At 72.6% G+C, this 20,655-nt stretch carries 19 protein-coding genes; 3 read left to right on the top strand and 16 right to left on the bottom strand.

Annotated features, from left to right (window positions below):
- Positions 1-40 precede the first annotated feature (40 nt).
- From ESG85_RS17385 to ESG85_RS17370, 4 genes are all read right to left on the bottom strand, one after another.
- Positions 41-640 (bottom strand): RICIN domain-containing protein, encoded by a 600-nt coding sequence (locus tag ESG85_RS17385; protein ID WP_246095104.1) that lies wholly within the window; start codon positions 638-640, stop codon positions 41-43.
- A gap of 164 nt (positions 641-804) precedes the next feature.
- Positions 805-1,809 (bottom strand): hypothetical protein, encoded by a 1,005-nt coding sequence (locus ESG85_RS17380; protein WP_128980336.1) that lies wholly within the window; start codon positions 1,807-1,809, stop codon positions 805-807.
- A gap of 3 nt (positions 1,810-1,812) precedes the next feature.
- Entirely contained in the window at positions 1,813-2,319 is a 507-nt protein-coding gene (locus ESG85_RS17375) for a hypothetical protein (RefSeq protein ID WP_128980334.1), read from the bottom strand.
- The gene (locus ESG85_RS17370) at positions 2,316-5,675 is read right to left on the bottom strand and encodes a CHAT domain-containing protein (protein WP_128980332.1); all 3,360 of its coding nucleotides are present in this window, start codon (positions 5,673-5,675) and stop codon (positions 2,316-2,318) included. The genes ESG85_RS17375 and ESG85_RS17370 overlap by 4 nt, the downstream gene beginning before the upstream one ends.
- A gap of 370 nt (positions 5,676-6,045) precedes the next feature.
- Here ESG85_RS17370 and ESG85_RS17365 point away from each other — a divergent pair, with 370 nt between their 5' ends.
- Positions 6,046-6,327, top strand: a complete 282-nt coding sequence (locus tag ESG85_RS17365; protein ID WP_128980330.1) for a metal-sensitive transcriptional regulator — start codon at positions 6,046-6,048, stop codon at positions 6,325-6,327.
- A 170-nt stretch (positions 6,328-6,497) separates the two neighbouring features.
- Here ESG85_RS17365 and ESG85_RS17360 read toward each other — a convergent pair whose 3' ends face one another.
- The 4 genes from ESG85_RS17360 to ESG85_RS17345 form a co-directional block, all read right to left on the bottom strand.
- Positions 6,498-7,073, bottom strand: coding sequence for a rhodanese-like domain-containing protein (locus ESG85_RS17360; protein WP_128980328.1), 576 nt, complete (start codon positions 7,071-7,073; stop codon positions 6,498-6,500).
- Positions 7,074-7,336: 263 nt separating this feature from the next.
- Entirely contained in the window at positions 7,337-8,080 is a 744-nt protein-coding gene (locus ESG85_RS17355) for a sulfite exporter TauE/SafE family protein (RefSeq protein WP_128980326.1), read from the bottom strand.
- On the bottom strand, positions 8,077-8,442 hold the full coding sequence (locus tag ESG85_RS17350; protein WP_164986257.1) for a rhodanese-like domain-containing protein: 366 nt from the start codon (positions 8,440-8,442) through the stop codon (positions 8,077-8,079). The genes ESG85_RS17355 and ESG85_RS17350 overlap by 4 nt, the downstream gene beginning before the upstream one ends.
- A gap of 36 nt (positions 8,443-8,478) precedes the next feature.
- The gene (locus ESG85_RS17345) at positions 8,479-9,843 is read right to left on the bottom strand and encodes an MBL fold metallo-hydrolase (RefSeq protein ID WP_128980322.1); all 1,365 of its coding nucleotides are present in this window, start codon (positions 9,841-9,843) and stop codon (positions 8,479-8,481) included.
- 582 nt (positions 9,844-10,425) lie between these two features.
- Between ESG85_RS17345 and ESG85_RS17340 the strand changes: the two genes are divergently transcribed.
- Complete coding sequence (locus ESG85_RS17340) at positions 10,426-11,106, top strand: hypothetical protein (RefSeq protein ID WP_128980320.1); 681 nt, start codon at positions 10,426-10,428, stop codon at positions 11,104-11,106.
- A 32-nt stretch (positions 11,107-11,138) separates the two neighbouring features.
- Here ESG85_RS17340 and ESG85_RS17335 read toward each other — a convergent pair whose 3' ends face one another.
- The 6 genes from ESG85_RS17335 to ESG85_RS17310 all read right to left on the bottom strand — a co-directional run bounded on the left by ESG85_RS17335 (position 11,139) and on the right by ESG85_RS17310 (position 16,207).
- On the bottom strand, positions 11,139-11,504 hold the full coding sequence (locus tag ESG85_RS17335; RefSeq protein ID WP_128980318.1) for a hypothetical protein: 366 nt from the start codon (positions 11,502-11,504) through the stop codon (positions 11,139-11,141).
- Positions 11,505-11,718: 214 nt separating this feature from the next.
- Positions 11,719-12,030: a hypothetical protein gene (locus ESG85_RS17330; RefSeq protein WP_128980316.1), complete on the bottom strand. Its 312-nt coding sequence runs from the start codon at positions 12,028-12,030 to the stop codon at positions 11,719-11,721.
- Between the two features lie 172 nt (positions 12,031-12,202).
- Entirely contained in the window at positions 12,203-12,571 is a 369-nt protein-coding gene (locus tag ESG85_RS17325) for a hypothetical protein (protein ID WP_128980314.1), read from the bottom strand.
- Between the two features lie 96 nt (positions 12,572-12,667).
- On the bottom strand, positions 12,668-14,194 hold the full coding sequence (locus ESG85_RS17320) for a carboxylesterase/lipase family protein (RefSeq protein ID WP_128980312.1): 1,527 nt from the start codon (positions 14,192-14,194) through the stop codon (positions 12,668-12,670).
- Between the two features lie 443 nt (positions 14,195-14,637).
- Positions 14,638-15,420: a hypothetical protein gene (locus ESG85_RS17315; RefSeq protein ID WP_128980310.1), complete on the bottom strand. Its 783-nt coding sequence runs from the start codon at positions 15,418-15,420 to the stop codon at positions 14,638-14,640.
- 370 nt (positions 15,421-15,790) lie between these two features.
- Entirely contained in the window at positions 15,791-16,207 is a 417-nt protein-coding gene (locus ESG85_RS17310) for a secondary thiamine-phosphate synthase enzyme YjbQ (RefSeq protein ID WP_128980308.1), read from the bottom strand.
- Between the two features lie 214 nt (positions 16,208-16,421).
- On the opposite strand from ESG85_RS17310, the gene ESG85_RS17305 reads away from it, so the two are divergent.
- A complete protein-coding gene (locus ESG85_RS17305; protein ID WP_128980355.1) occupies positions 16,422-17,498 on the top strand; it encodes an NAD(P)-binding domain-containing protein in 1,077 nt (358 codons plus the stop codon).
- On the opposite strand, the gene mltG is transcribed toward ESG85_RS17305, so the two are convergent.
- Together mltG and ESG85_RS17295 are read right to left on the bottom strand one after the other, a co-directional pair.
- Positions 17,464-18,333 (bottom strand): endolytic transglycosylase MltG, encoded by an 870-nt coding sequence (mltG, locus tag ESG85_RS17300; RefSeq protein ID WP_128980307.1) that lies wholly within the window; start codon positions 18,331-18,333, stop codon positions 17,464-17,466. The genes ESG85_RS17305 and mltG overlap by 35 nt on opposite strands.
- Before the next feature lie 462 nt (positions 18,334-18,795).
- The gene (locus ESG85_RS17295) at positions 18,796-20,643 is read right to left on the bottom strand and encodes an ABC transporter ATP-binding protein (protein WP_128980305.1); all 1,848 of its coding nucleotides are present in this window, start codon (positions 20,641-20,643) and stop codon (positions 18,796-18,798) included.
- Positions 20,644-20,655: the final 12 nt, after the last annotated feature.

The following is a 20,655-nucleotide window of genomic DNA, read 5'->3' as shown; positions in this document are numbered from 1 at the left end:
CGGACGCGCCGGCGCCCCTCGGAAGCCGTCCGTCGACGCGTCAGAAGTCCCACGTCATGTGGTTGGGGACGATGTACGGAACCCCCCACTGCTGCGCACGGGCACCGTTGGCACGCGAACCGTCGGCGATCTCCAGGGCTTTGCCGCTGTTGAAGTTGTAGATGATCGTCCGCCGGTGACTGGCGTACGGGAAGTCCCAGATCTGGGAGCCGACGTTGGCGCACGTCCACTGCTGCGCGCGAGCGCCGTCGGCGCGCGAGAAGTCCGCGATCTCCAGGCACTTGCCGCTCTCGACGTTGATCAGGCGGTAGTTGTGGCGCTCCTGCTGCCACTCGTCGTACCAGACACCCGTCAACTCCCACCGCCAGGTCTGGTGCCGTACGCCCACGCAGTCCCACTGCTGGGCGCGGGCGCCATCCGCGTGCGAACCGTCGGAGATCTCCAGGCACTTGCCCGTGCCGACGTTCACGAGGCGGCCGACGTGCCCGTCGGGCGGGAAGATCGCGGGGGCTCGCCCACCGGCCGCCGCCGAGCCCGGCTCGGCCGGTTCGGCGGTCGCGGGGGTGACGGTGACGGCGGCGAGCAGGGCGGCGCTCATGAGCGCGCGGAGGAAGTGGGGCAGCCGGGCACAGTGCGACACGGTGACTCCTCGATGGCGGTGACACAAGATCGGCACGGTGAACGTACTGGTGGGACATGGCACCGGTCATCGGCCATCCGTGTGAGGCACGAGCCCCGTGACCTGGGCCGTCGCTCCCGGATCCCGGCCGGGGCGCACCGGATCCGAAGGAATCGGGCTCGGCGTCACAGATGCGGGACGAGGACCGCCGCGAGTCCGGCGGCAGCAGCAGCCGCCACGGTCACCTGCGTGAGGGAGACACCCGGCCGCGACCGGGCGTCGGGGATGTCGGCGGCCGTCCGCGGGCTCTCGACCGGCGGGATCTGATGGTTCGTCGGCACGCCTCGGTGCCAGAACAGGCAGAGCCGCTTCCAGTGGTCCCGTTCCGCCTCCCCGCCGGGGCGCCGTTCCTCGCCGAGCACTGCCAGGAGGTCGTTGCGGTGCAGATCGAACGCCACCCGGACGTGCTGCCCGTAGACCACCGCGGCGTTCAGGGCGCCCCGGTAGGAGGCCAAGGCCAGCAGGACGCCGCCCCACAGGCAGATCAACAGCAGGGTCGGCGGGCCGCCCTGGACGGCCACGTAGCAGGAGGCGAGCACGGCGAAGGCGCACGAGAGGACGGCACGCACCAGGTGCGCGGACAGCTCCGCCCGCGCCGTCGCCAGCGCTCCGAGCAGACCTCCCGGGAGCAGCGGGAACAGCCGGGGCCACACGAGCACGGCATCGATTCCGTAGCGCAGCTGCGGGTACAGCTCCGCGGACGTGAGGATGTTGCCCAGACGGGTGGGCCTCACCTCGTGCAGTCGTGTGAGGGGCGGGTAGAGGTGATGCGCCGGTCCGTCGGCCAGCCGCAGGAGCCGCAGCCGGTGGCATCGGCGTCCGAGGCGGCCCAGCGACCGGTCGGCGATCCCGGCCCAGCGCCCTTCCGCGTACCTCAGCAACGCGCTCTGAGCGGAGTCCAGGAACGCGGCGACGAGCAGCACGGCGGCCACGAAGCCGGCCACCAGGAACGCCTTGACCTCGACGGGCTGGGACTTCCAGGCGCGCAGAAGGGCGCCGGGAGGCCGCTCTCCGCCGACCGACGCGACGACGACCAGCAGGAAGCAGAAGATCAGACCGGGCAGCAGCGCGACGCGGACGAACCGGCGGCCCGCGACCTGGGCGGCCTCGCCCAGCGTCATCGTGAACATCGGTCACTCCGCCCGGATGGCCAGCGGATGCGGCGTGCCCTCCGGCCCCGCACCGGGGCAGAGCGGCGGGAAGTCGGGGTCGTAGGCGGTCAGGGTGGTGAGCCGGCCGCAGCGGCAGACGAGCCGGGCGACCGGGGTGGCGTAGCTGCCGCCGAGGACGGCGTCCGAGGGCGAGGGAGGGTCGCCGCGCAGCGTGCCGCGGGCCGACAGGGTGACCAGGTACGCGGAGACGGTGTCCCTCTCCAGTACGCCCAGCGTGCGTCCGCGGTCGTGGACGAGCGCTCCGTACGGGTTGAGGGCCAGCAGGTCGAGCGCGTCGCCGGTGCACAACGCCGCCATGGTCATCGACGCGGGCAGCAGCACGGCCGGCGGCAGGCCGACGTCGAGGTCCTCGGGTCTGCCGAGTGCGGTGGGCCGCCCCTCCGCGTCGACCGTCATGACGTAGCCGCCGTCCACCGCCGCCTCGGACAGCGGGGTGACGGGAGCCAGGGTCGCTTCGTCGAGTGTCATCGCCAGTCTCCTACGAGGGTGAACGGGGCCCAGAAGAACGGGGAGGCGAAAGCGGGCGACGCGTAGTCGGCGGCCGGCAGCCGACCGTGCTGGAACCGGACCTGACGCCTCAGGTCGATCAGGGCCCGGTGCTCGCGGGTGTCGTGACCGGCCTCCGGCAGCAGCCTCGCGATCTCCTCCAGGGCCCCCGTCGTGTCACCGGCCCGCAGGCGCAGTCGAGCGAGGTCGCGCCCCAGGCGCACGGCGACCCGCCGGTCCGCCGGCAGGTCCCGGAGCCGCTCGCACCGGGCGACGGCGTCACGGAAGCTCATCGCGCGCACCTCGCTCCGCGCCGCGGACAGCGCCGTCGCGGCGGGGCGGCCGCGCCCGAGCTCCCGGTAGAGGACGGCCATCAGCAGCGCGGTGGAGACGTCGTCGACCGCCCACTGGCTGACGATCACCGCCCGGGCACCGGCATGCAGCAACGCCCGGGTGAGACCGATCAGTTCGTTGCCCTTCCGGTTCTGCTGCGCCCCGGTCTCGCAGCCGCTCACGACGACCAGGGAGGCGTCGAGCCGTACGGAGAGGAAGTCCTCCACGGTCAGTCGCGCGTCCGCCAGACGGATCGCCGACCGGGAGGGCCGTGCCCGGTCGACGCCGTAGTGGCAGGCGAGGTGGAGCACGTCGTACGGCTCCGAACCCAGCCGCTCCAGCAGTCGGCGGCGGGTCGCGGCACCGCCGGTGTGCACCTCGGCGTGGGGCAGCAGGGTGCCGATGAGACAGGCCTCGGCCCGGGCGTGCGGCAGGTCGCCTTCCGGGTCGGCCAGGATCAGCGCCCGCGCGAACCCCGTCTCCGGGCTCCGGCCGAGGCGGTGCCGCAGCAGGGAGGCGCTGGGAGTGACACAGAGCGGATTGCGCTCGCCGATCGGGGCCCCTTCCACCTCCACCGCGTGCAGGGGAAGGTCGTGCAGATTCCCGTCCGGCACCAGCCACAAGGTCTCTCCGGGCGCGGAGTGGCCCGCCACCGCCCGCAGCAGCGGCCGCAGCGGATCCCCCCAGCGGTCCGGACCGTCCGGCCCGGGCAGCCGCAGCGGCTCCGGGTCCTCCTCCAGCGGAACCGCGAGGAGCGTCGGCGCCGGCCGGTCGGCGCGCACCAGCAGCACCAGTACCCGCGAGCCGCGGCGGACGAGTTCGCAGAGCACGACATCCGGTGGCAGCACCGCGCGCAGTTCCGCGAAGGTGGCGGGTGCTCCGCGCCGGTGCCTGACGTAGGCCGCGCCGAGCGGCCCCGAGGCCTCCAGTTCCGCCCAGACCGCTTCGCGGGCGGCGCGGTACCGCCGCTGATGGGCGGGGTGGATGTCCGTGGGTGCGTCGGCCTGGGCACCCGCGCCCGGGAGGACGCCTTCGTGGACCCGCCCCTGCTCCATGCTCCGTTCCCGGGCCTGTAACGCCGCGAGCCGCTTGGGGAGTTCGGGTGAGTGGGAGGAGCCGAACACCTCGAGGAGCAGTCGGGACCGGCAGCGTTCGGCCAGCTCGACGGCCTCGGCCGGCTTCAGCTGGGGAGCCTTCCCGTCGACGACGAGCTCGATCAGCCGGGTGCAGGAGGGGGTGAGGTCCAGGTCGATCCGTGTGTCGCCGTCACCGACGCGTTCCCGCAGCCGCTCGACGACGTCCACGACGGCCAGGAGTTCGGCGGAGAGCTCCTCCCAGCGGTGTCCCGTCTCGGCGAGCCGGGCCAGCAGCCGATGGGCGTCCGCCTCGCTCGGCAGATCGCCGAGGGCGCGGGCGGCGGTCACCACGTCCTCGCCGATGGCCCGCGCGACGGCGGGTGCGGTCCGCTCGGACTCCCGCGCCCGCCGCAGTGCCTGACGCAGGTCGTGGGCGGCGGGCAGCTCGTAGCGGTCCAGGACCGTGGTGTACATGCTGCGTCCCCGGGCCTGGGCCGGTACGGCGGGTCCGAGCGCGTCCGCGACGCCGGCGAAGCGCTGCTCGACCAGCCGCACGAACCCGATCTCCTGGGGAAAGTGGCTGCCGAAGGGCAGCCACGTCGGCAGCTCGTCGAAGAGCCCCTTGGCGCACCGCAGGTCGAGGGGCATCATGCGGGCGGCGGCCGTCCCGGCCGCCCGGTCGCCCGCCGCCGCCTTCAGGACCAGCGCCAGACACGCCACCGCCTTGGGGGGACGCGGCTGCGCGGCGACCTGTTCCAGCTCCTCTCGGGCCTCCTCGGGCCGGTGCAGGTCGAAGACGAGCACGTCGGCGGCGAGGCAGCGAGCGGCGGCCGCGTTGCCGTGGAGCCCGGCGGCCGCGTACAGCTTGGCCGCGGTACGGCGGTTGCGGAGCGCGTAGTCGAACTCGCCGGAGGCACAGCTCACTTCCGCCCGGGCCATCGCGGTCATCGCCGTGACGATCAGCGCCGTGCGCAACAGGTCCCGCCGGCGGACGGGATCCAGGCCGACGGACTGGTGGCACAGCCCGCGAAGCGACTCGGCGGCGGCCTCGGCGGCACTGATCCACGGCTCCCCGTCCGAGGTGGGCACGGCGGTGACGGGCCGCCAGAGGACCGGCACCCACGCGTATCCCTCGCGCGCGGACAGCACCTCGCGGTGACGCAGCCACAGTTCCCACAGTGCCAGGTCCGGCTGGTGCGGTGGACGCGTCGTCGATTCCCACCACCGCTCCTTGGCGATCGCGGTGAGGCCCAGGGGAAACCGGTCACGGGCGATCCGCGTCGTCAGGAGCTCGACCGCGGCATCCGCGCGCAGGGCCCAGTCACCGGTTCGTGACGCGACGAGGGCGAAGGCGATCTCGAGGACGGTCATCGCCGTCGCCGCGGGCAGGATCATGACCGCTTCCGGCTGGACCACGGCGAGCAGTGCAGGAGCCCAGCCGTAGCAGAACCAGGTCCTCAGGCGGCCGAACCAGCGCACCCACGGGGAGGACACTCCCCGCACCTCAGGCCAGGTGCGGTACTCGCACAGGCAGCCGAACAGCGTGACCGCGACGGCCGCCACCGCGCACAGGACTGCCCACCCGGACGAAGGACGCGACGCACTGCCCCACGGCAGCAGCGCCGCGAGCCCCGTCCCCATGACCAGCAGGACGGCCTCGGTACGGGCCCGCCGGCGCCGCACGGCCCGGCTGATCGCGCGCATGCGCCGTTCGCCGATTCCCGCACGCACCAGGAGGAGCACGGCGAGGAGAACGCGCATCACGCCCGAGGCCGCCCCGTGGTCCGGTCGCACCGACGAGACGACGATCGCGAGCGGTACGACGGCCACGGCCAACCGGACCGCGCGCCACCAGCGATCGTGCAGGTCGGTGGGCCCGGCCTGGACGTCCTCGTAGCTCCGGAGCCGGCCCCCGCTGGGCAACCGCATCGAGCACATCCCCCCGCATGGCAGTAGATCGCCAACCAGGCTAGGGGCCCACCGCCACAGGAACCGGCCGCACGACGCCAGTCACCCGATCGAGTAGTGGCATCGGTGCGTGGTGGGCTGGGGGGCGGGGGTCACCCAGCCCACCACGGCAGGACGACCACCCCGGGCGACACGGCCCGGCGACCGCGGCGGCTTCGTCAGTCGGGGCACCAGGGTGAAGCGGCGGGGGTGGTCGGTGGAGGGCACTGCGGGACGCGCCGCCGTGCGAGCGGCAGGGCGGCGTCCATCACGGCTACGGGGATTTTCGTGGGCCTGGTTGGGGTTACCCCTTCGTTAGGATACCCAAGGGGGTATTTCGAAGGAGTGGGTCGTGGAACTGGCGATGGCGGCTGAGGAACTGAAGACGGTGGTCAACCGGCTGCGCCGGGCGCAGGGTCAGATCGCCGGTGTGATCAAGATGATCGAGGACGGGCGGGACTGCGAGGACGTCGTCACCCAGCTCGCCGCGGCGTCCAGGGCCCTGGACAAGGCTGGTTTCGCGATCATCGCCACGGGTCTCCAGCACTGCCTGACCGATGCGGACGCATCCGCTTCCGGTGACCGGGAGCAGATGCGTGCTCGGCTGGAGAAGCTGTTCCTGTCTCTGGCGTGATCCCTGGCGTGTTCTCTGGCGTGATCCCTGGCGTGTTCTCTGGCGTGATCCCTGGCGTGAACCGTGGTGCCGCGACGGCGGACCACCCGCCGGGTCCGGAGCGGCTGGCCACGTGGCCTGGCATACGTGAGGAGGGACCCGGAGCCGGGCCCCTCCCCTTGTGGTGTGGTTCAGCGACTGCGCAGCGCGGCCAGCGTGTCGTCGAGGTCGGCGGCGCGGGGGCGGTTGTGAGGGAGCCTGGCGAGCATGGCGGCCATGCCGCAGGTGCCGGTCAGGGCGGAGAAGACCAGACCGTCCGCGATGCCGGCGGAGACGAGCTGGAAGGCGGGATGGACCACGAGCCCCAGCAACAGGCCGAGCAGCACGATCACTCCCGCGGTGAGCCTCACCTGACGCTCCATTCCCCACGTCGCACGGGAGGCGCCCTGGGGGCGGTGGAGCCCGTGGCCGCCGGCCGCCCAGGCGCCGGTGCCTCCCGACAGGGTGGCGGCGGAGACGCCGTTCTCCGCGAGGATCTTGCAGGCGTTCGCCGAGCGAGCGCCCGAGGCACAGACGACCAGGACGTCGCCGCGGTCGGTGGCCTGACGGATGTCGGGCAGCGCGCGCCGGATCCGGTCGAGGGGGATGTTGAGCGCGCCGGGGAGGTGGCCACCGGCGTATTCGCCCGGGGTCCGCACGTCGATGATGGTCAGTTCGTGCAGGCGCGTGCGCGCCTCGTCGGTGGTGAGGGTCGCGGGTGTGGTCATGGCAGGGGTCGTCCTTGCGTGCCGAGGTGGACTGGGGATTGTTTGAGGGGGCCGGACCGAGGGCGGTCCGGAGAGACAGGAGCGGTCCGGAGAAACCGGAGGCGATCCCGAGCGGCCGGAGACCGTCCGGAGCAGGGCCCGTAGGCGCTCCTGAGAAACCAAGGGCGTCCTGAGAGGAGATCGAAGGCGGTCCTGAGATGCCGCGGGCCGCGCCGGTCGGAGAGCTGCCCTGGTCCCTGGCCGCGTTGGCGGCGGCCTCGGGTTCAGACGATCACGTCGACGAGCATGAAGGCCGCCACCGCCAGCAGGATGCTGCTGAAAACCTTCTGAAGGGTGCTTCCGGAGACCTTCGCCGCGAGGCGTCTGCCGTCCCAGGCGCCCAGGATCGCGGCTCCGGTGAACGGGGCGATGACCTCCCACTGGAGCCCGCCGGTGGTGCCGGAGCGGGCGGCGAGCGCGGCAAACGAGTTCACGGTGATGACGAGCAGGCTGGTACCGACAGCCCGGCGCATGGCCAGTCCCAGAGCGCCGACCAGGGCGGGCACCGCGAGGAATCCCCCGCCGACCCCGAGGAAGCCCGTCACGGCGCCGAGTCCGGCACCGGCGCCGGCCGCCTTGCCGGGACGGATCCTGTCCGGCGGCACGGCCGCGGACGGACGTCGCATACGCAGGGCCGCCAGCGCGGCGATGACCGCGAACGCCCCCGTCAAGGCCGCTTCGGGCAGGCGTCCGGCGGCAGCGCCGGCGAGGAAGGCGGGGACGATGCCCGCCGCGGCGAACAGTGCCCCTGTCTTCCATGCCACGTGCCCGTCGCGGGTGTGGGCGTACAGGGCGACGGCGGAGGTGGCGGTGACGATGATCAGACCGGCGGTGGTGGCGGCGGCCGGAGTGAAGCCGAGCAGGTAGATCAGTGCCGGTACGGCGAGGACGCTGCCACCGCCGCCGAGGGCTCCGAGGGCGAGACCGACGACGGCCCCGGCGATGAGGGCGAGTACGAGTACGGTCACGCTGTCCGACCGCTGTTCCCGCGTTCGCCGACGACCGGGTGCCCGGCGGCGGCCCACGCGTTCATGCCGCCCTTGACGTCCACCGCCTGCGCCCCGCGTTCGGCGAGGAGCTCCGCGGCCCGCCGGGAGCGGTGTCCGCTGCGGCAGATCACCACCAGCGGACGCCCTTGTGTCTCGGCCGGCAGGGGGAAGCCGGCGACCAGTTCCGTCAGGGGTACGTGAACGGCGTCCGGGGCGTGGCCCGCGCACCACGCGGGCTTCTCGCGCACGTCCAGCAGGACGGCGGAGGGCCGGTCGCCGCTGGTACGGCTTCGCGCCTCGTCGACCGTGACGCGGGGCCCGTTTCGGCGAAAGAGGAACATCACACGCTTCCTTCCGTACGTGGACAGCGGCCGGGATCAGCCGGAGGCGAGGGGCAGTCCGGCAGCCGTCGCGGCGTCGAAGCCGTCGTCGACGGCGACCACGTCGCGGCCGGCGGCATCGAGCAGGGAGGCGGCGATCGCCGCGCGCATCCCGCCGGCGCAGTGCACCCAGACCGTCCCGGCCGGCACCTCGCCGATACGGCCGTACAGCTCGTGGATCGGGATGTGGACCGAGCCGTCGATAAAGCCGCCCACACGCTCCGAGTCCCGGCGCACGTCCAGGACGACCACCTCGTCGCCGCGCTCGCGCACCCGGGCGAGGTCGGCGAACCGGGCACGCGGGAAGGAAGCGAGCTGCTCGCCCTCTTGGACCCAGCCCGCCGGGTCACCGGTGGCGGCGGCGGCCGGGCGGTCGATACCCACCCGCGCCAGTTCCCGCTGCGCGTCGGCGATCTGCGCGGGCGTTTCGGCGAGCAGGGTGACGGGCTTGCCCCACGGGATCAGCCAGGCCAGGTAGGCGGCGAGCTTGCCCTCACCCTCGAAGTTGAACGACCCGGCCACGTGCCCCTCGGCGAAGGCCACGCGGCTGCGCAGGTCCACCACCCACTCACCGGCGGCCAGCCGGGCGGAGATCTCGCCCGCGTCCGCACGCGCCGGCGGGGTGAGGTCGACGGGGGCGGGGCCGGCGGCGTTGGCCGGGCCCATGTGCGCGTAGTAGGCGGGCACGTCCTCCAGCCCGGCGAGCATCCGCTGGACGAAGGTGTCCACGTCCAGGGTGAGCGCGTCGTTGCTGGTGCGTTCCTTGCCGATCGTGGTCGCTCCCCCGTCGGACTGGGCGGCGGAGCAGAAGCTGCCGAACCCGTGGGTGGGCAGCACCGGCACCTCGTCGTCCAGCTCGGCGGCCAGGCGGTGGGCGGAGGCGTGCTGCGCCCGGGCCAGCTGCTCGGTGAGCCGGGGTTCCACCAGGTCGGGGCGGCCCACCGTGCCGATCAGCAGTGATCCGCCGGTGAACGCCGCCACACCGCGCCCGTCCTGCTCCAGGACGTAGGAGGTGTGGTGCGGGGTGTGCCCGGGCGTGGCGATCGCCCGCAGGACCAGACCCGCGTCCACGTCCACGGTGTCGCCGTCGGCGACCGGCGTGCGGGCGAACGACACGTGCGCCGCGGCCGGCACCAGGTACCGGGCGCCGGTGACGCGGGCCAGCTCCGGACCGCCGGTGACGTAGTCGTTGTGCACGTGGGTCTCCGCCACGTACGCGATGCGCACACCGCGTCGGGCGGCGGCGGCGATCACCTGGTCGATGTCGCGCGGCGGATCGATGACCACCGCGGCCGCGCGCCCGCCGACCACGTAGCTGCGGTTGCCCAGGCCCTCGAACTCAAGGGTGTCGACGAAGAACACGACTGCGACTCCTCCACTGGATTGGTGTACCCCCGGGGGTATTCGTCACCCACCCTAACAGCAATACCCAGGGGGGTATCTCTGTGGCACTCGGCGCCCCCGTCCTGCGATGCTCGGCGCCCCCTTCCTGCGATGCTCGGCGACCGTTCCTCCGGTGCTCGGCGACCCCCACATCCCCAGGGTGCTTCTGTGTCCCCGACGCTCCGGCCGGGGTGGCGGTCGGCAGGCGGTGGCCGAGACAGCGCACGGGCTGCAGCGAGGCCGCACCCGTCTCGTCGACCGTGCCCGCCACGACTCCGAGAGCGCGCTCCGGCGCGGCCGGCAGCAATCCTCCGCGCCCTCCGTACCGAGCTGTCGGCTCACGGCGCGCGTCGGGACGCCGGCCCGGCTCCCCGGGCGCCCGACCACCCATGCTCCCAGCGTGACCGGCCGCGCCCCCGCCCGCATCCGACCGGTCACGGTCCCGCCCTCGGTCCGGTGAGGGGAGGCCGAGGGCGCTCCTGTAGGGCCGGCCTCGTGGCGCGTGGCACGTAGCGGGTTCTCTCCAGGGTGACTCCGAGTGGCGGCGGCTAGATTGGGGGCATGACGGATGCTCGGCGTGCGCTCGAGGTTCTGGCGGCGGCGCTGGGCGAGCGGTTCGGCACGGCCTTCGCCGTCGAGCCGGACACACGGGACGGGCTGACCTTGGCCTGGACGGACGGGCCGACCGCCGACCAGGTCGCGGAGGCGGCCCGGGTGCCGGTGTTGACGCCGGAGGCGGCCGAGGGGCTCGCGTTCCACCGCGCGTTGTCGGAGCGGGCGGTCGCGCTCGGCGCGATCCGACTGGCGGTGGCCCCGAGCCCGCCGGCCCGCGGCCTGCCCGTGCCGGTCTCTCCGGCCGGCATCGAGTCGCTGTGGTGGCGGACGCCGTTGCCCGCCACGGCCACCCCGCGCGAGGAACGGCTCGTGTACGGCCTCTTGTACGAGGTCCACGACGACCACCGCAGCAACCACGTCACCCCACAGCAGATCTGCGACGGGCTCGCGCACCGCGGCATCGCGATGCTGCTGCTGCGGTCCGGGGCCGAACTGACCCCCGCCGAGGTCCTGACGGCCCGGTATGCAGCCGCGCACGGGCACCTTGCCTGGCGGCACCGGCTCGTGACGATGCCGGTCCCGGCCCTGCTGCGGGCCGTCCGCGAGGACCCGCAGGCGCCGCCGGAGTGCCGGGCGGCGGCCCGCGCGCTGGAGGCGGAGGCCACTACCGGAACGGCGCCCGCCTGAGACCACCCGAGGCCCCGTCTGAGCCAGGGCGATCAGGTGGCGGGCTGGTCGTCGCCGGAGGCCTCCGCGTCGTCCGTCTCCTCGACCGGCGGGACGAGGAACAGTGCGCGGAGCCTGTCGAGGATCCAGGTTCCGCCGTTCAGCGTCGTACCGTCGATCGTCACCGGGTGGACGAGCATCGGGGTCGCGGCGAGGACGGCGAGGACGGCTTCCCGTACTCCGATGACGGGGGCGAGACGTTCGTAGAGCCGAAGGAGCTGCACCGTTCCCCGCGCGAGGATCTTGCCCTCGAAGGGCCACTCCGGGGAATCCTCACGCGCCTCCGCGAGGACGCCGAGGCCGGCGGTGACGAGGTACGGGTCCCAGTCGCCGGGCCGGGGCCTCAGCCACGCGACCATGGCCGCCGGCTCGTCACCGCGGATTCGGAGAGCCGGGCCTTCGCGCCAACGCCCGAGGAGCCGAAGTCACCGTGGTGCACCCGCGTGATCCGTTCCGCGACCGTCCCGGCGTCGCCTGCTGGGCGAGCTGGTGGCCGACTCCGGGTCGGGCCTCGCCTCGTAGAGCATGGGGCGAGTCGGGGGGCTCGGGTCCCCGCGGGCGAGCTCTCACCGATCAGGCGTCCGCTTCCCCGCGACCGGTGTCGAACGTCTCCAGCGGCGTGCGTACGCCGCCACGGAAGGCTTCGAGGCCGGCCTCGAAGTCGACCGCCGAACCCATGAAGAGGGCCGTCTCGTCGGGCGCGACGTAGATCTTGCCGCCGCCACGTGCGGCATGCACGAGGCAGACGCCGAGGCCGTCAGGGAGCTCGACGATGCTCAGCACCGGATCGTCCGCGAGGGTGGCGAACAGAGCGCGGCCGACCGTGATCAGCCTGTTCTCGTCTAAGGGTGAGGTGAGCGAGTCGGAACTCCGGAACGTCGTCATGCGTGCCTTCCTCGGACCGGCGAGCGTCGCAGCGACACGCCGAATGACGCGCCCGGCGCGCCGGTTGGAGCGGGCTGTCCCGGTGGCCTGTCGTCCGGGAAGAGTACCGGGGCCGGGCCCGGGGGGCCCAGGGTTCTGGAGGGCCAGGGTTCTGGAGGGCCAGGGCTCCGCGTCAGCCGCGACCCTGGTGAGCGGGAACGTCGACCCCGACCTCGACGAACGGGATCACGAGCACCTCGAACTGCTCCGCGGTCAGATTCCCTCGCTTCAGGATCCCTCGGGCCGCCGTGGAGATCGCGGCCCGGGCGTCGGAGTGCAGCCCGGCAAGGTGCGCGTCGAGTTCGGCGGCGCGAGGGAGGAGGGCGGTGCGGATCCGGCGGTCCAACTCGGAGTTCTCGGCGGCGGACGGCACCGCTGCCCGGCTCGCTTCCCTGCCGCCTTCGGCGCGGAGGTCGACCATCCGGTCGAAGGCCGTGGCAAGCGACTCGGGTGGCAGGGCGCGAACCCGGTCGACGAACCGTTCGGTGGCCGCGTCAAGCATGGACGAGCTCCTTCGTTGATGGAGGAACGGCGATGGGCGTCATCGCCTCGATCTTGTCGAAGTTCGGCGTGTGCTCCGGTCTGCGCGGACCTCGTCTCACGGACACAGGACGGGAAAGTCGGCCTCGGCCCAAAGAGCACGGGGAGCAGCAGCCGTGTCGTCGAGAGGGGCGTCTTCGGTGCTCCATATCCTCGCCTGGGCCGGGGAGTTGTCGACCGACGGCCAGCCGGGGTTTCCCGTGGCAGCGAAATCGGCCCACGCGCGCACCATGCGGCGTGCCAGTCCGTGGTCCGCGGGTGTGGGTCTGCCGCCGATGAGGAACTCCAGGAAGCCGTTGTCGAGGTTGCCGAAGGCGAAGGGGATGTCCGCGCAGTGCCAGGCCCGGACGGCCCCGTCCGGGCCGGTGCGCCGGCGATCGAGCCGCGACAGAAACGCCTGGGCGCCGGCCTGGGCATGCATCTCGGCGAGTCGATTGCTGTACTCGCCGAACAGCAGGTCCCCGAACACGGCGAGGTAGACGTCGAGCACCGGGGCGTGGGGCATCGCAGCGCGGTAGCCGGCCACCAGACCGTCAGGGAGGCCGAAGTCTTCGGCGAAGAGGGCCAGCTGTTCATCCGTGGTGATCTTCGCGCTGCTGCCGACGGCGTCGAGCAGCCAGTACTCCTCCGTGGTGTGGCAGACCAGCAGGTCCACTCCCCGGGTCGCGCCGGAGGCCATCCCCGTGAGGGGGTCGACGGGCAGGACGTCGCCGTCAAGGACGGGGGCGTACAGAGACGGGTCGTAGTGGCGGGACCCGGAGGCGGGGTTCCGCCGGTAGTCGTCGAGCACCTGGTCGGAGGCGGTGACCAGGGCCTGCGGAGTCAGGGACGTCAGGCCCTCCGCAGTGGCGGGGCAGCCCGCCGCAGCAGCGATCTCCCGGGTGGTCGCCGCGGCGATCTCGCGGGTGTAGTAGGGACTGGCGGCGCTGTGGGCAATGGCCCGGTGGAACAAGCCCCGGGCGCGGTCCATCACCATCAGGCACGCGACGGACGCGGCACCGGAGGACTGGCCGGCGACCGTGACGTTGCCGGGGTCACCGCCGAAGGCGGCGATGTTCTCACGGACCCAGCGCAGGGCCGCGACCTGGTCGAGCAGGCCCCGGTTGTCCGGGTAGGAGGTTGCTTCCGCAGTGGGGACGTGGCCGAAGCCTTCGAAACCGAGCCGGTAGTTGAGGGTGACCACGACCAGATGGGCGCGCGCCAGCGTGGTGCCGTCGAAGTCGGGCTGAGCCGAGGAACCGAAGGTGTAGGCACCGCCATGGATCCAGACCAGAACAGGCAGACGGCCACCCTCAGGAGCCGGGGTCCATATGCTGAGGGTGAGGATGTCCTCGTCTTCGGGCGACCACACCGGTGAACCGGGCAGCTGCGCCGACTGCGGGGCGATCGGGCCGAAGGCCGTACAGTCCCGCACCCCGGCCCATGCCGGCGCCGGGAGGGGTTCCCGGAACCGGTTGGCGCCGAACGGCGGTGCCGCATAAGGGATTCCAAGAACGGTTACGACGTCGGCGGCGGCCCGGAAACCTCGGACCGAACCGCCCGTCGTCTTGAAGAGGTCCACGGGAAGACTGCCTCTCGAATGCATGCCGGATGGCCCGGCAGGACGAGCTTCACCCTTGCACGGCGCGCCACGCCCTGACCAACACCAAGATCACGACGATTGACCCACCAGTGATGTCAATCGCTCCCGGCTACGGTCGGCGATGTCGAACTTCCTTGGTGCGCGGGGGTGTTCCGTGCCAAGCAGGCAGGGGTGGAGCTCGGCCGACCCCGGCAGGCCGGAGTACAAGGCGGCGAAGTCGTGACCGGCCTGGTCCGCGCGGGCAGCGGATGCTCTGGAGCAGATCGTCCAGTCCGCGCGTCCCGTCGGCACACCCCCACCAGCCACGCCGCTTCATCGGCACGCCCACACCGGCCATGCCCCATCGAACGGAAAGACGAGACGACGCGGGTGCTCGAACCCGGGGACGCTGCGAAGGCACGCCCTGCGAGCAAACGCAGCCGCGTGAGGTCGCCCTTCAGCCGAACCTACCTGGGCGGAATTCGCCCGGTGAGCCTCTCCCATTCCCGGGAGGCCTCTGCCATTCGGGCTTCCAGCTTCTCGCCCCGAGGGTCACTGCCGTTGCGCTGACGAAGCTTCTGCAGACGCTCCCGGGCAGCGTCCGCTTCACTGGTGTCGCCTTGCGCCTTCTCCCACTTGCTCTCCGCCTCCTCCAGCTGACGTGGAAGGCGGGCACGGAAGACGTTCTCCTGCGCGACGGCGTTCTGGATCGTCACGGCGAAGTCGCGGACCCGTTCCTCGTCGAAGAGCTGCTCATCGCTCTCGGGCCCGGACGGGAGATGCGAGTACTTGGCCCGGTACACGTGTCCGTCGGCGTCGGTGCAGTAGACGGAGTAGTTCTTCTGTCCGGCCTCGAAACGGACCTCCATGCCGGCCAAGGCGATCGAACGCGTCTCCGAGGAGGACTGCACAACGAGAACGTGTTGGAACAGCACCAGCTCCCCGAGGGCCTCGACCCGCTGTCCGCGGCCAGGGTCGCTCAGCGATGCGATGCGCTGATCCAGCCGACGCAGACGCTCTTCCTGAGCCTCCTCGGCCGATTCGACATCCCGAAGCGCCTTTGACTCGGCCTGCGCCTTCGAGCGTTCCCAGGCCCGGTACGCACGACGAGCGGCCGACAACACCTTCCGGGCGTCCGCGTGCCTCTGGCCGAAGGCGTGTTCCCACCTTCCCGGAAAGAGGTACCGCCGCCATGCCAGCCCTGCCAGCACGCCGACGCAGATGATCAACCCGAGAACCATGACGAGCACCGACCCCCTTCTGCTCCCTATGGATAGGTCTTACCTGGACCGGATCCTGTTCATGCCGAGTTCTGAGCCGTCGACATCGCGCTCAGGACGGGTGCGCTGGACAGGACTCCAGCGAGATCGACGCACAGCGAGCACCCGGGACAGAACCGGACCCTGAGGTAGGCGAACGTCCTACGGCCTCAGGCCCGACGGTCTCCGGTCCCGCGAAGGAGCGGTCCGAACTCGCCGCCGCAGCAAGGGAGACAGCCGCGCCCAACCGCAAGCGGAGCTGCTGACACATCCGGGGGTTCCGGAGGAGAGCGAGGGGCCGACGCTCAACCATCGCCTGGTGCGGCCGGACATCCGGCCTACAGGCCCGCGGTACCCGCCGCTACCCGAGGAACGACAGGCGTACCTGCCGCTGGGGGTTGTCCTTGTTGGTGTCCACCAGGCAGATCGACTGCCACGTGCCCAGTTCCAGGCGGCCGGCCAGGATCGGGAGGGTGGCGTGTGGGGGGACCAGGGCCGGGAGGACGTGGTCGCGGCCGTGGCCCGGGGAGCCGTGGCGGTGTTGCCAGCGGTCGTCGGCGGGGAGGATGTGGTGCAGCGCGGCGAGGAGGTCGTGGTCGCTGCCCGCGCCCGTCTCCAGGATCGCCAGGCCGGCGGTGGCGTGCGGGACGAAGAGGTTGAGGAGGCCGTCGCGGCCCTCGGCCGCCCGGGACAGGAAGTCCTCGCAGTGGCGGGTGAGGTCGGTGACGGTCTCCGTGGAGCCCGTGGTGAGCGTGAGGATCGTGGTGCTGAAGGCCATGGCCCCATCCTGCCGACCCGCCGCGGTGGGCGCACGCGTACCGCGGCGCTCCGGCCGCCGGTGTCCTACGGGTCCCGGATGAGCCGGGGCAGCCGTGCGGCGGCGGTCCGGGAAGATCTCCGGGGCGCGGGCGGTTGGTGGAAGCGTGAACGATTTCGAGGTGTACGGAGTCGCGGGGCGTCGGGTCTCGGGCCGCGAGGTTGCCGCGCGCGAGGTGGACGTCGTCGTCATCGGGGCCGGGCAGGCCGGGCTGTCCGCGGGCTATCACCTTCGGCGGACCGGTTTCGAGCCCGATCGGGACTTCGTGATCCTCGACCACGCGCCCCGGCCCGGCGGCGCCTGGCAGTTCCGCTGGCCCTCGCTCACGTACGGCAAGGTGCACGGCATGCACGCGCTGCCCGGCATGGAGCTGACCGGTGCCGACCCCGCGCGGCCGTCCTCCGAGGTGATCGGCCGCTACTTCGCCGACTACGAGGACGCCTTCGGGCTGCGGGTGCACCGGCCCGTCGAGGTGTCCGCGGTCCGCGAGGGCGACGACGGCCCGGACGGGCGGCTGGTCGTCGAGACCTCGGAGGGCGTCTACGCCACCCGCGCCCTGATCAACGCCACCGGCACCTGGGACCGGCCGTTCTGGCCTCGCTACCCGGGGCAGGAGACCTTCCGCGGACGTCAGCTGCACACCGCCCAGTACCCGGGGCCGGATGCCTTCGCCGGGCAGCGGGTGATCGTGGTCGGCGGTGGGGCCTCCGGCACCCAGCACCTGATGGAGATCGCCGACGTCGCCGCCGCGACGACCTGGGTCACCCGCCGCGAGCCCGTCTTCCGCGAGGGTCCCTTCGGCGAGGCGGAGGGCCGGGCCGCCGTCGCCCTCGTCGAGGAGCGCGTACGGCGGGGACTTCCGCCGCAGAGCGTCGTCTCGGTCACCGGCCTGCCGCTCAACGACGCCGTGCGCGAGGCGCGGGAGCGCGGTGTGCTCGACCGGCTGCCCATGTTCGACCGGATCACCCCCACGGGTGTGGCCTGGGACGACGGGCGGACGGTGGACGCGGACGTGATCCTCTGGGCGACCGGTTTCCGGGCCGCGATCGACCACCTCGCCCCGCTGCGGCTGCGCGAGCCCGGCGGCGGCATCCGGGTCGAGGGGACGAGGGCGGTACGGGACCCCCGCGTCCACCTCGTGGGCTACGGCCCCTCGGCGTCGACCATCGGCGCCAACCGGGCCGGCCGCTCCGCCGTCACCGACATCCGGCGGCTGCTCAGGACGTCGTCGCGGCCCGTCGCCGTGCGTTGAAGTCCGCCACGTTCGCCTGGTGTTCCGGGTAGCTGGCGGTGAAGCGGGTGTCGCCGTGGCTCACGGTGACGAAGTACAGCCAGTCGCCTTCGGCCGGGGCGACGGCCGCGCTCATGGCCTGGTCGCCGGGGTTGCCGATGGGTGACGGGGGCAGGCCGCGGCGCTCGTAGGTGTTGTACGGGCTGTCGATGCGGGTGTCCTGGTGGCTGGTGTCCACGGTGTCGCGCCCCAGGGCGTAGTTGATGGTCGAGTCCATCTGGAGCGGCATGCCCTGGGCGAGCCGGTTGTAGACGACCCGGGCCACCTTGCCCATGTCCTCCGGAGTGTCCGCCTCGGCCTGGACGATGCTGGCGATGATCACCAGCTGGTGGACCGTCATCCCGTGCCTGCGGGCGCCTTCCGCGATGCCCGGGGCGCCGAAGCGCTTGGTGGCGGTGTCGACCATGTAGCGCAGGAGTCCGTCGGGCGTGGTGGTCGTGTCGACGGGATACGTGGCCGGGAAGAGGTAGCCCTCGGGGTTTCCGGCTGCCGCCGCGGGCAGGGCGAGCGCGGTGGCCGGTGCCTGGGCGGTCCTGCGGGTGGTGCCGGCGGGAAGTCCGAGGGAGCGGTCCACGGCCTCGTACACCTCGCCGCCGCGCCATCCCTCCGGGATGAGCAGGGTGCGCTGCTTCACCGGCGGAGGTGGCTTCGGGTGGTCACCGCCGAGCAGGAGGAGCGGCACGGTGACCGCGGCGGCGACGGCGAGCAGGGCGCCGAGGACGACGAGCTTCCCGCGCCGGGTGAGCCGCGAGCGGCGGCGGGGTCGGCGCTCGGGCTGCCAGGTCCGGTACGTCATGGTTTGCACGCTAACCCGGGTGCCGGACGATTCCGGGGAGCCGAGCTGTGTCCCGCCCCTCGCGGCCCACCCGGCGCGACCCGTCATGCGGCTCGGCCACGCAGGCGCCTGGCGCGCGCATCCTCGCGCATCCCGTGATGCGGCCCCGCCGCACGGCCCCGCCGCGCAGGCGCCTCGCGCGGCGGCACATCCCTCGCATCGCCCCCCGTCACGCGGCGGCGCCGCCGACCCCCGGGGACGGGGAGTCGGCGGCGCCGGGCACTGCTGCCTGCGGGAGGCTCAGACGAGCCAGCCCACGAAGTGGAGGACGCCGGCGAGCAGGTGGGTGATGACGTTCATGGTGGTGCTTTCTCCTTGTGCAGAGCGTGCTGTGGGACTGCGCAGTCGCGGTCTGCAGCCCGTCGCTTGCGCACCGTAATCATCCGATGCCGTAGGGGAGTTGGGCAACGGAAACCGGCACGATCACACGTTCTGGGGAACAACCGCTCCCACGTTCGCGTGTTCTGATGCGCGGGCGTCCCGGCGCACCAGCGCCGCGTACCGTCCGTCCTGCGCGAGCAGTTCCTCGTGGGTGCCGCGCTCGGCGATGCGGCCGGCGTCCAGGACGACGATCTGGTCGGCATCGCGGACGGTGGAGAGCCGGTGGGCGATGGTGATGGTGGTGCGGCCGGCGGAGAGTGCGTCGATGGCCTGCTGCACGGCGTGCTCGGTGCGGGTGTCGAGGGCGCTGGTCGCCTCGTCGAGGATGAGCACGGGCGGGTCGCGCAGGATGGTGCGGGCGATCGCGAGGCGCTGTTTCTCGCCGCCCGAGAAGCGGTAGCCGCGCTCGCCGACGAGGGTGTCGTAGCCGTCGGGCAGCGAGGCGATGTGGTCGTGGATCTGGGCGGCGCGGGCGGCTGCCTCGATCTCCTCGTCGGTGGCGTCGGGCTTGGCGAAGCGCAGGTTGTCCGCGACGGAGGCGTGGAAGAGGTAGGTCTCCTGGGAGACCACGCCGACGGCCTGGGCGAGGGTGTCGAAGGCGAGGTCGCGCACGTCGACGCCGTCGAGGGTGACGCGGCCTTCGGTGACGTCGTAGAGCCGGGGCACCAGGTAGCTGAGGGTGGACTTGCCGGAGCCGGTGGGTCCGACGACGGCGAGGCTGCCGCCGGCCGGCACGGTGAGGTCGATCGCGTCGAGGGTGGGACGGCCCTCGCCCTCGGGGTCGTAGCGGAAGGTGACCTTCTCGAAGGCGATCTCGCCGGAGACACGGGCCGGGCGCACGGGTTCGGCGGGCTCGGTGATCTCGACGGGCAGGTCGAGGTACTCGAAGATCCGCTGGAAGAGGGCGAGCGAGGTCTGCATCTGCACGCCGGTCGACAGCAGGCTCACGGTGGGCCGGAAGAGGCCCTGCTGCAGCGAGACGAAGGCGACCAGGGTGCCGAGCGATATCGCCGGCCCACCGGCCTGGAGGGCGAGGCCGGCGGCCCAGTAGAGCAGCGCGGGCATGGCGGCCATGACGATGCCGATGGTGGACATCCGCCACCGTCCGGCCATGGAGGAGCGCACTTCGAGGTCGACGAGGCGCTCGGACTCCTCGGCGAAGGACCTGGTCAGGGAGTCGGCGCGGCCCATGGTGCGGCCGAGCAGGATGCCGCTCACGGACAGCGACTCGGTGACGGTGGCGGCCATGGCGGCCATCTGCTTCTGGCGGCGGGTGGTGATCTGCTTGCGCTCGCGGCCGACGCGGCGGCTGATCGCGACGAAGACCGGCAGCAGCAGGAGCGAGACGACGGTGAGCCGCCAGTCGAGCGCGAGCATGGCCACGACGGTGGCGACGACGGCGGTGAGGTTCGAGACGAGGGAGGTGGCGGTCGAGGTGACCGTCGCCTGCATGCCGCCGATGTCGTTGGCGATCCGGGACTGGACCTCGCCGGTGCGGGTGCGCGTGAAGAAGGCCAGCGGCATGCGCTGGAGCTGGGCGTAGACCGCGGTGCGCAGGTCGTGCATGACGCGCTGGCCGACGGTCGTGGAGATCAGCGTCTGGAGCACGCCGAAGACTCCGGAGACCACGGCGGTGGCGATCATGCCGAGCGCGAGCAGGCTGAGCAGGCCGGTGCGGCCCTGCGGGATCGCGGTGTCGAGGATCTCCCGGAGGAGGAAGGGCGAGGCGACCGAGACCAGCGACGAGGCGGCCACGAGCAGGCCGACGACGCCGAGACGGCCGCGGTAGGGCAGGAAGAGCCGGAGGATGCGCCGCAGCTGGGCGGGCTCCTTGGGGGCGCCGGGGTCGCGGGCGGGGGGTGTCCAGGTGGACTCGTCATGGTGACGCATGGGCTCCTACGA

It is taken from the genome of Streptomyces roseicoloratus, assembly GCF_004117935.1.
Classification (GTDB): Bacteria; Actinomycetota; Actinomycetes; order Streptomycetales; family Streptomycetaceae; genus Streptomyces; species Streptomyces roseicoloratus.
The sequence above is the reverse complement of the archived record's forward strand: the minus strand, read 5'-3'. Positions and strand labels throughout refer to the sequence as shown.

Coding starts and splice junctions, on each gene's coding strand:
- ESG85_RS17380 (WP_128980336.1), bottom strand. CDS start 1,809: ATGTTCACGATGACGCTGGGCGAGGCCGCCCAGGTCGCGGGCCGCCGG.
- ESG85_RS17375 (WP_128980334.1), bottom strand. CDS start 2,319: ATGACACTCGACGAAGCGACCCTGGCTCCCGTCACCCCGCTGTCCGAG.
- ESG85_RS17370 (WP_128980332.1), bottom strand. CDS start 5,675: ATGCGGTTGCCCAGCGGGGGCCGGCTCCGGAGCTACGAGGACGTCCAG.
- ESG85_RS17360 (WP_128980328.1), bottom strand. CDS start 7,073: ATGACCACACCCGCGACCCTCACCACCGACGAGGCGCGCACGCGCCTG.
- ESG85_RS17350 (WP_164986257.1), bottom strand. CDS start 8,442: ATGTTCCTCTTTCGCCGAAACGGGCCCCGCGTCACGGTCGACGAGGCG.
- ESG85_RS17340 (WP_128980320.1), top strand. CDS start 10,426: ATGACGGATGCTCGGCGTGCGCTCGAGGTTCTGGCGGCGGCGCTGGGC.
- ESG85_RS17335 (WP_128980318.1), bottom strand. CDS start 11,504: ATGGTCGCGTGGCTGAGGCCCCGGCCCGGCGACTGGGACCCGTACCTC.
- ESG85_RS17330 (WP_128980316.1), bottom strand. CDS start 12,030: ATGACGACGTTCCGGAGTTCCGACTCGCTCACCTCACCCTTAGACGAG.
- ESG85_RS17325 (WP_128980314.1), bottom strand. CDS start 12,571: ATGCTTGACGCGGCCACCGAACGGTTCGTCGACCGGGTTCGCGCCCTG.
- ESG85_RS17320 (WP_128980312.1), bottom strand. CDS start 14,194: ATGCATTCGAGAGGCAGTCTTCCCGTGGACCTCTTCAAGACGACGGGC.
- ESG85_RS17310 (WP_128980308.1), bottom strand. CDS start 16,207: ATGGCCTTCAGCACCACGATCCTCACGCTCACCACGGGCTCCACGGAG.
- mltG (WP_128980307.1), bottom strand. CDS start 18,333: ATGACGTACCGGACCTGGCAGCCCGAGCGCCGACCCCGCCGCCGCTCG.
- ESG85_RS17295 (WP_128980305.1), bottom strand. CDS start 20,643: ATGCGTCACCATGACGAGTCCACCTGGACACCCCCCGCCCGCGACCCC.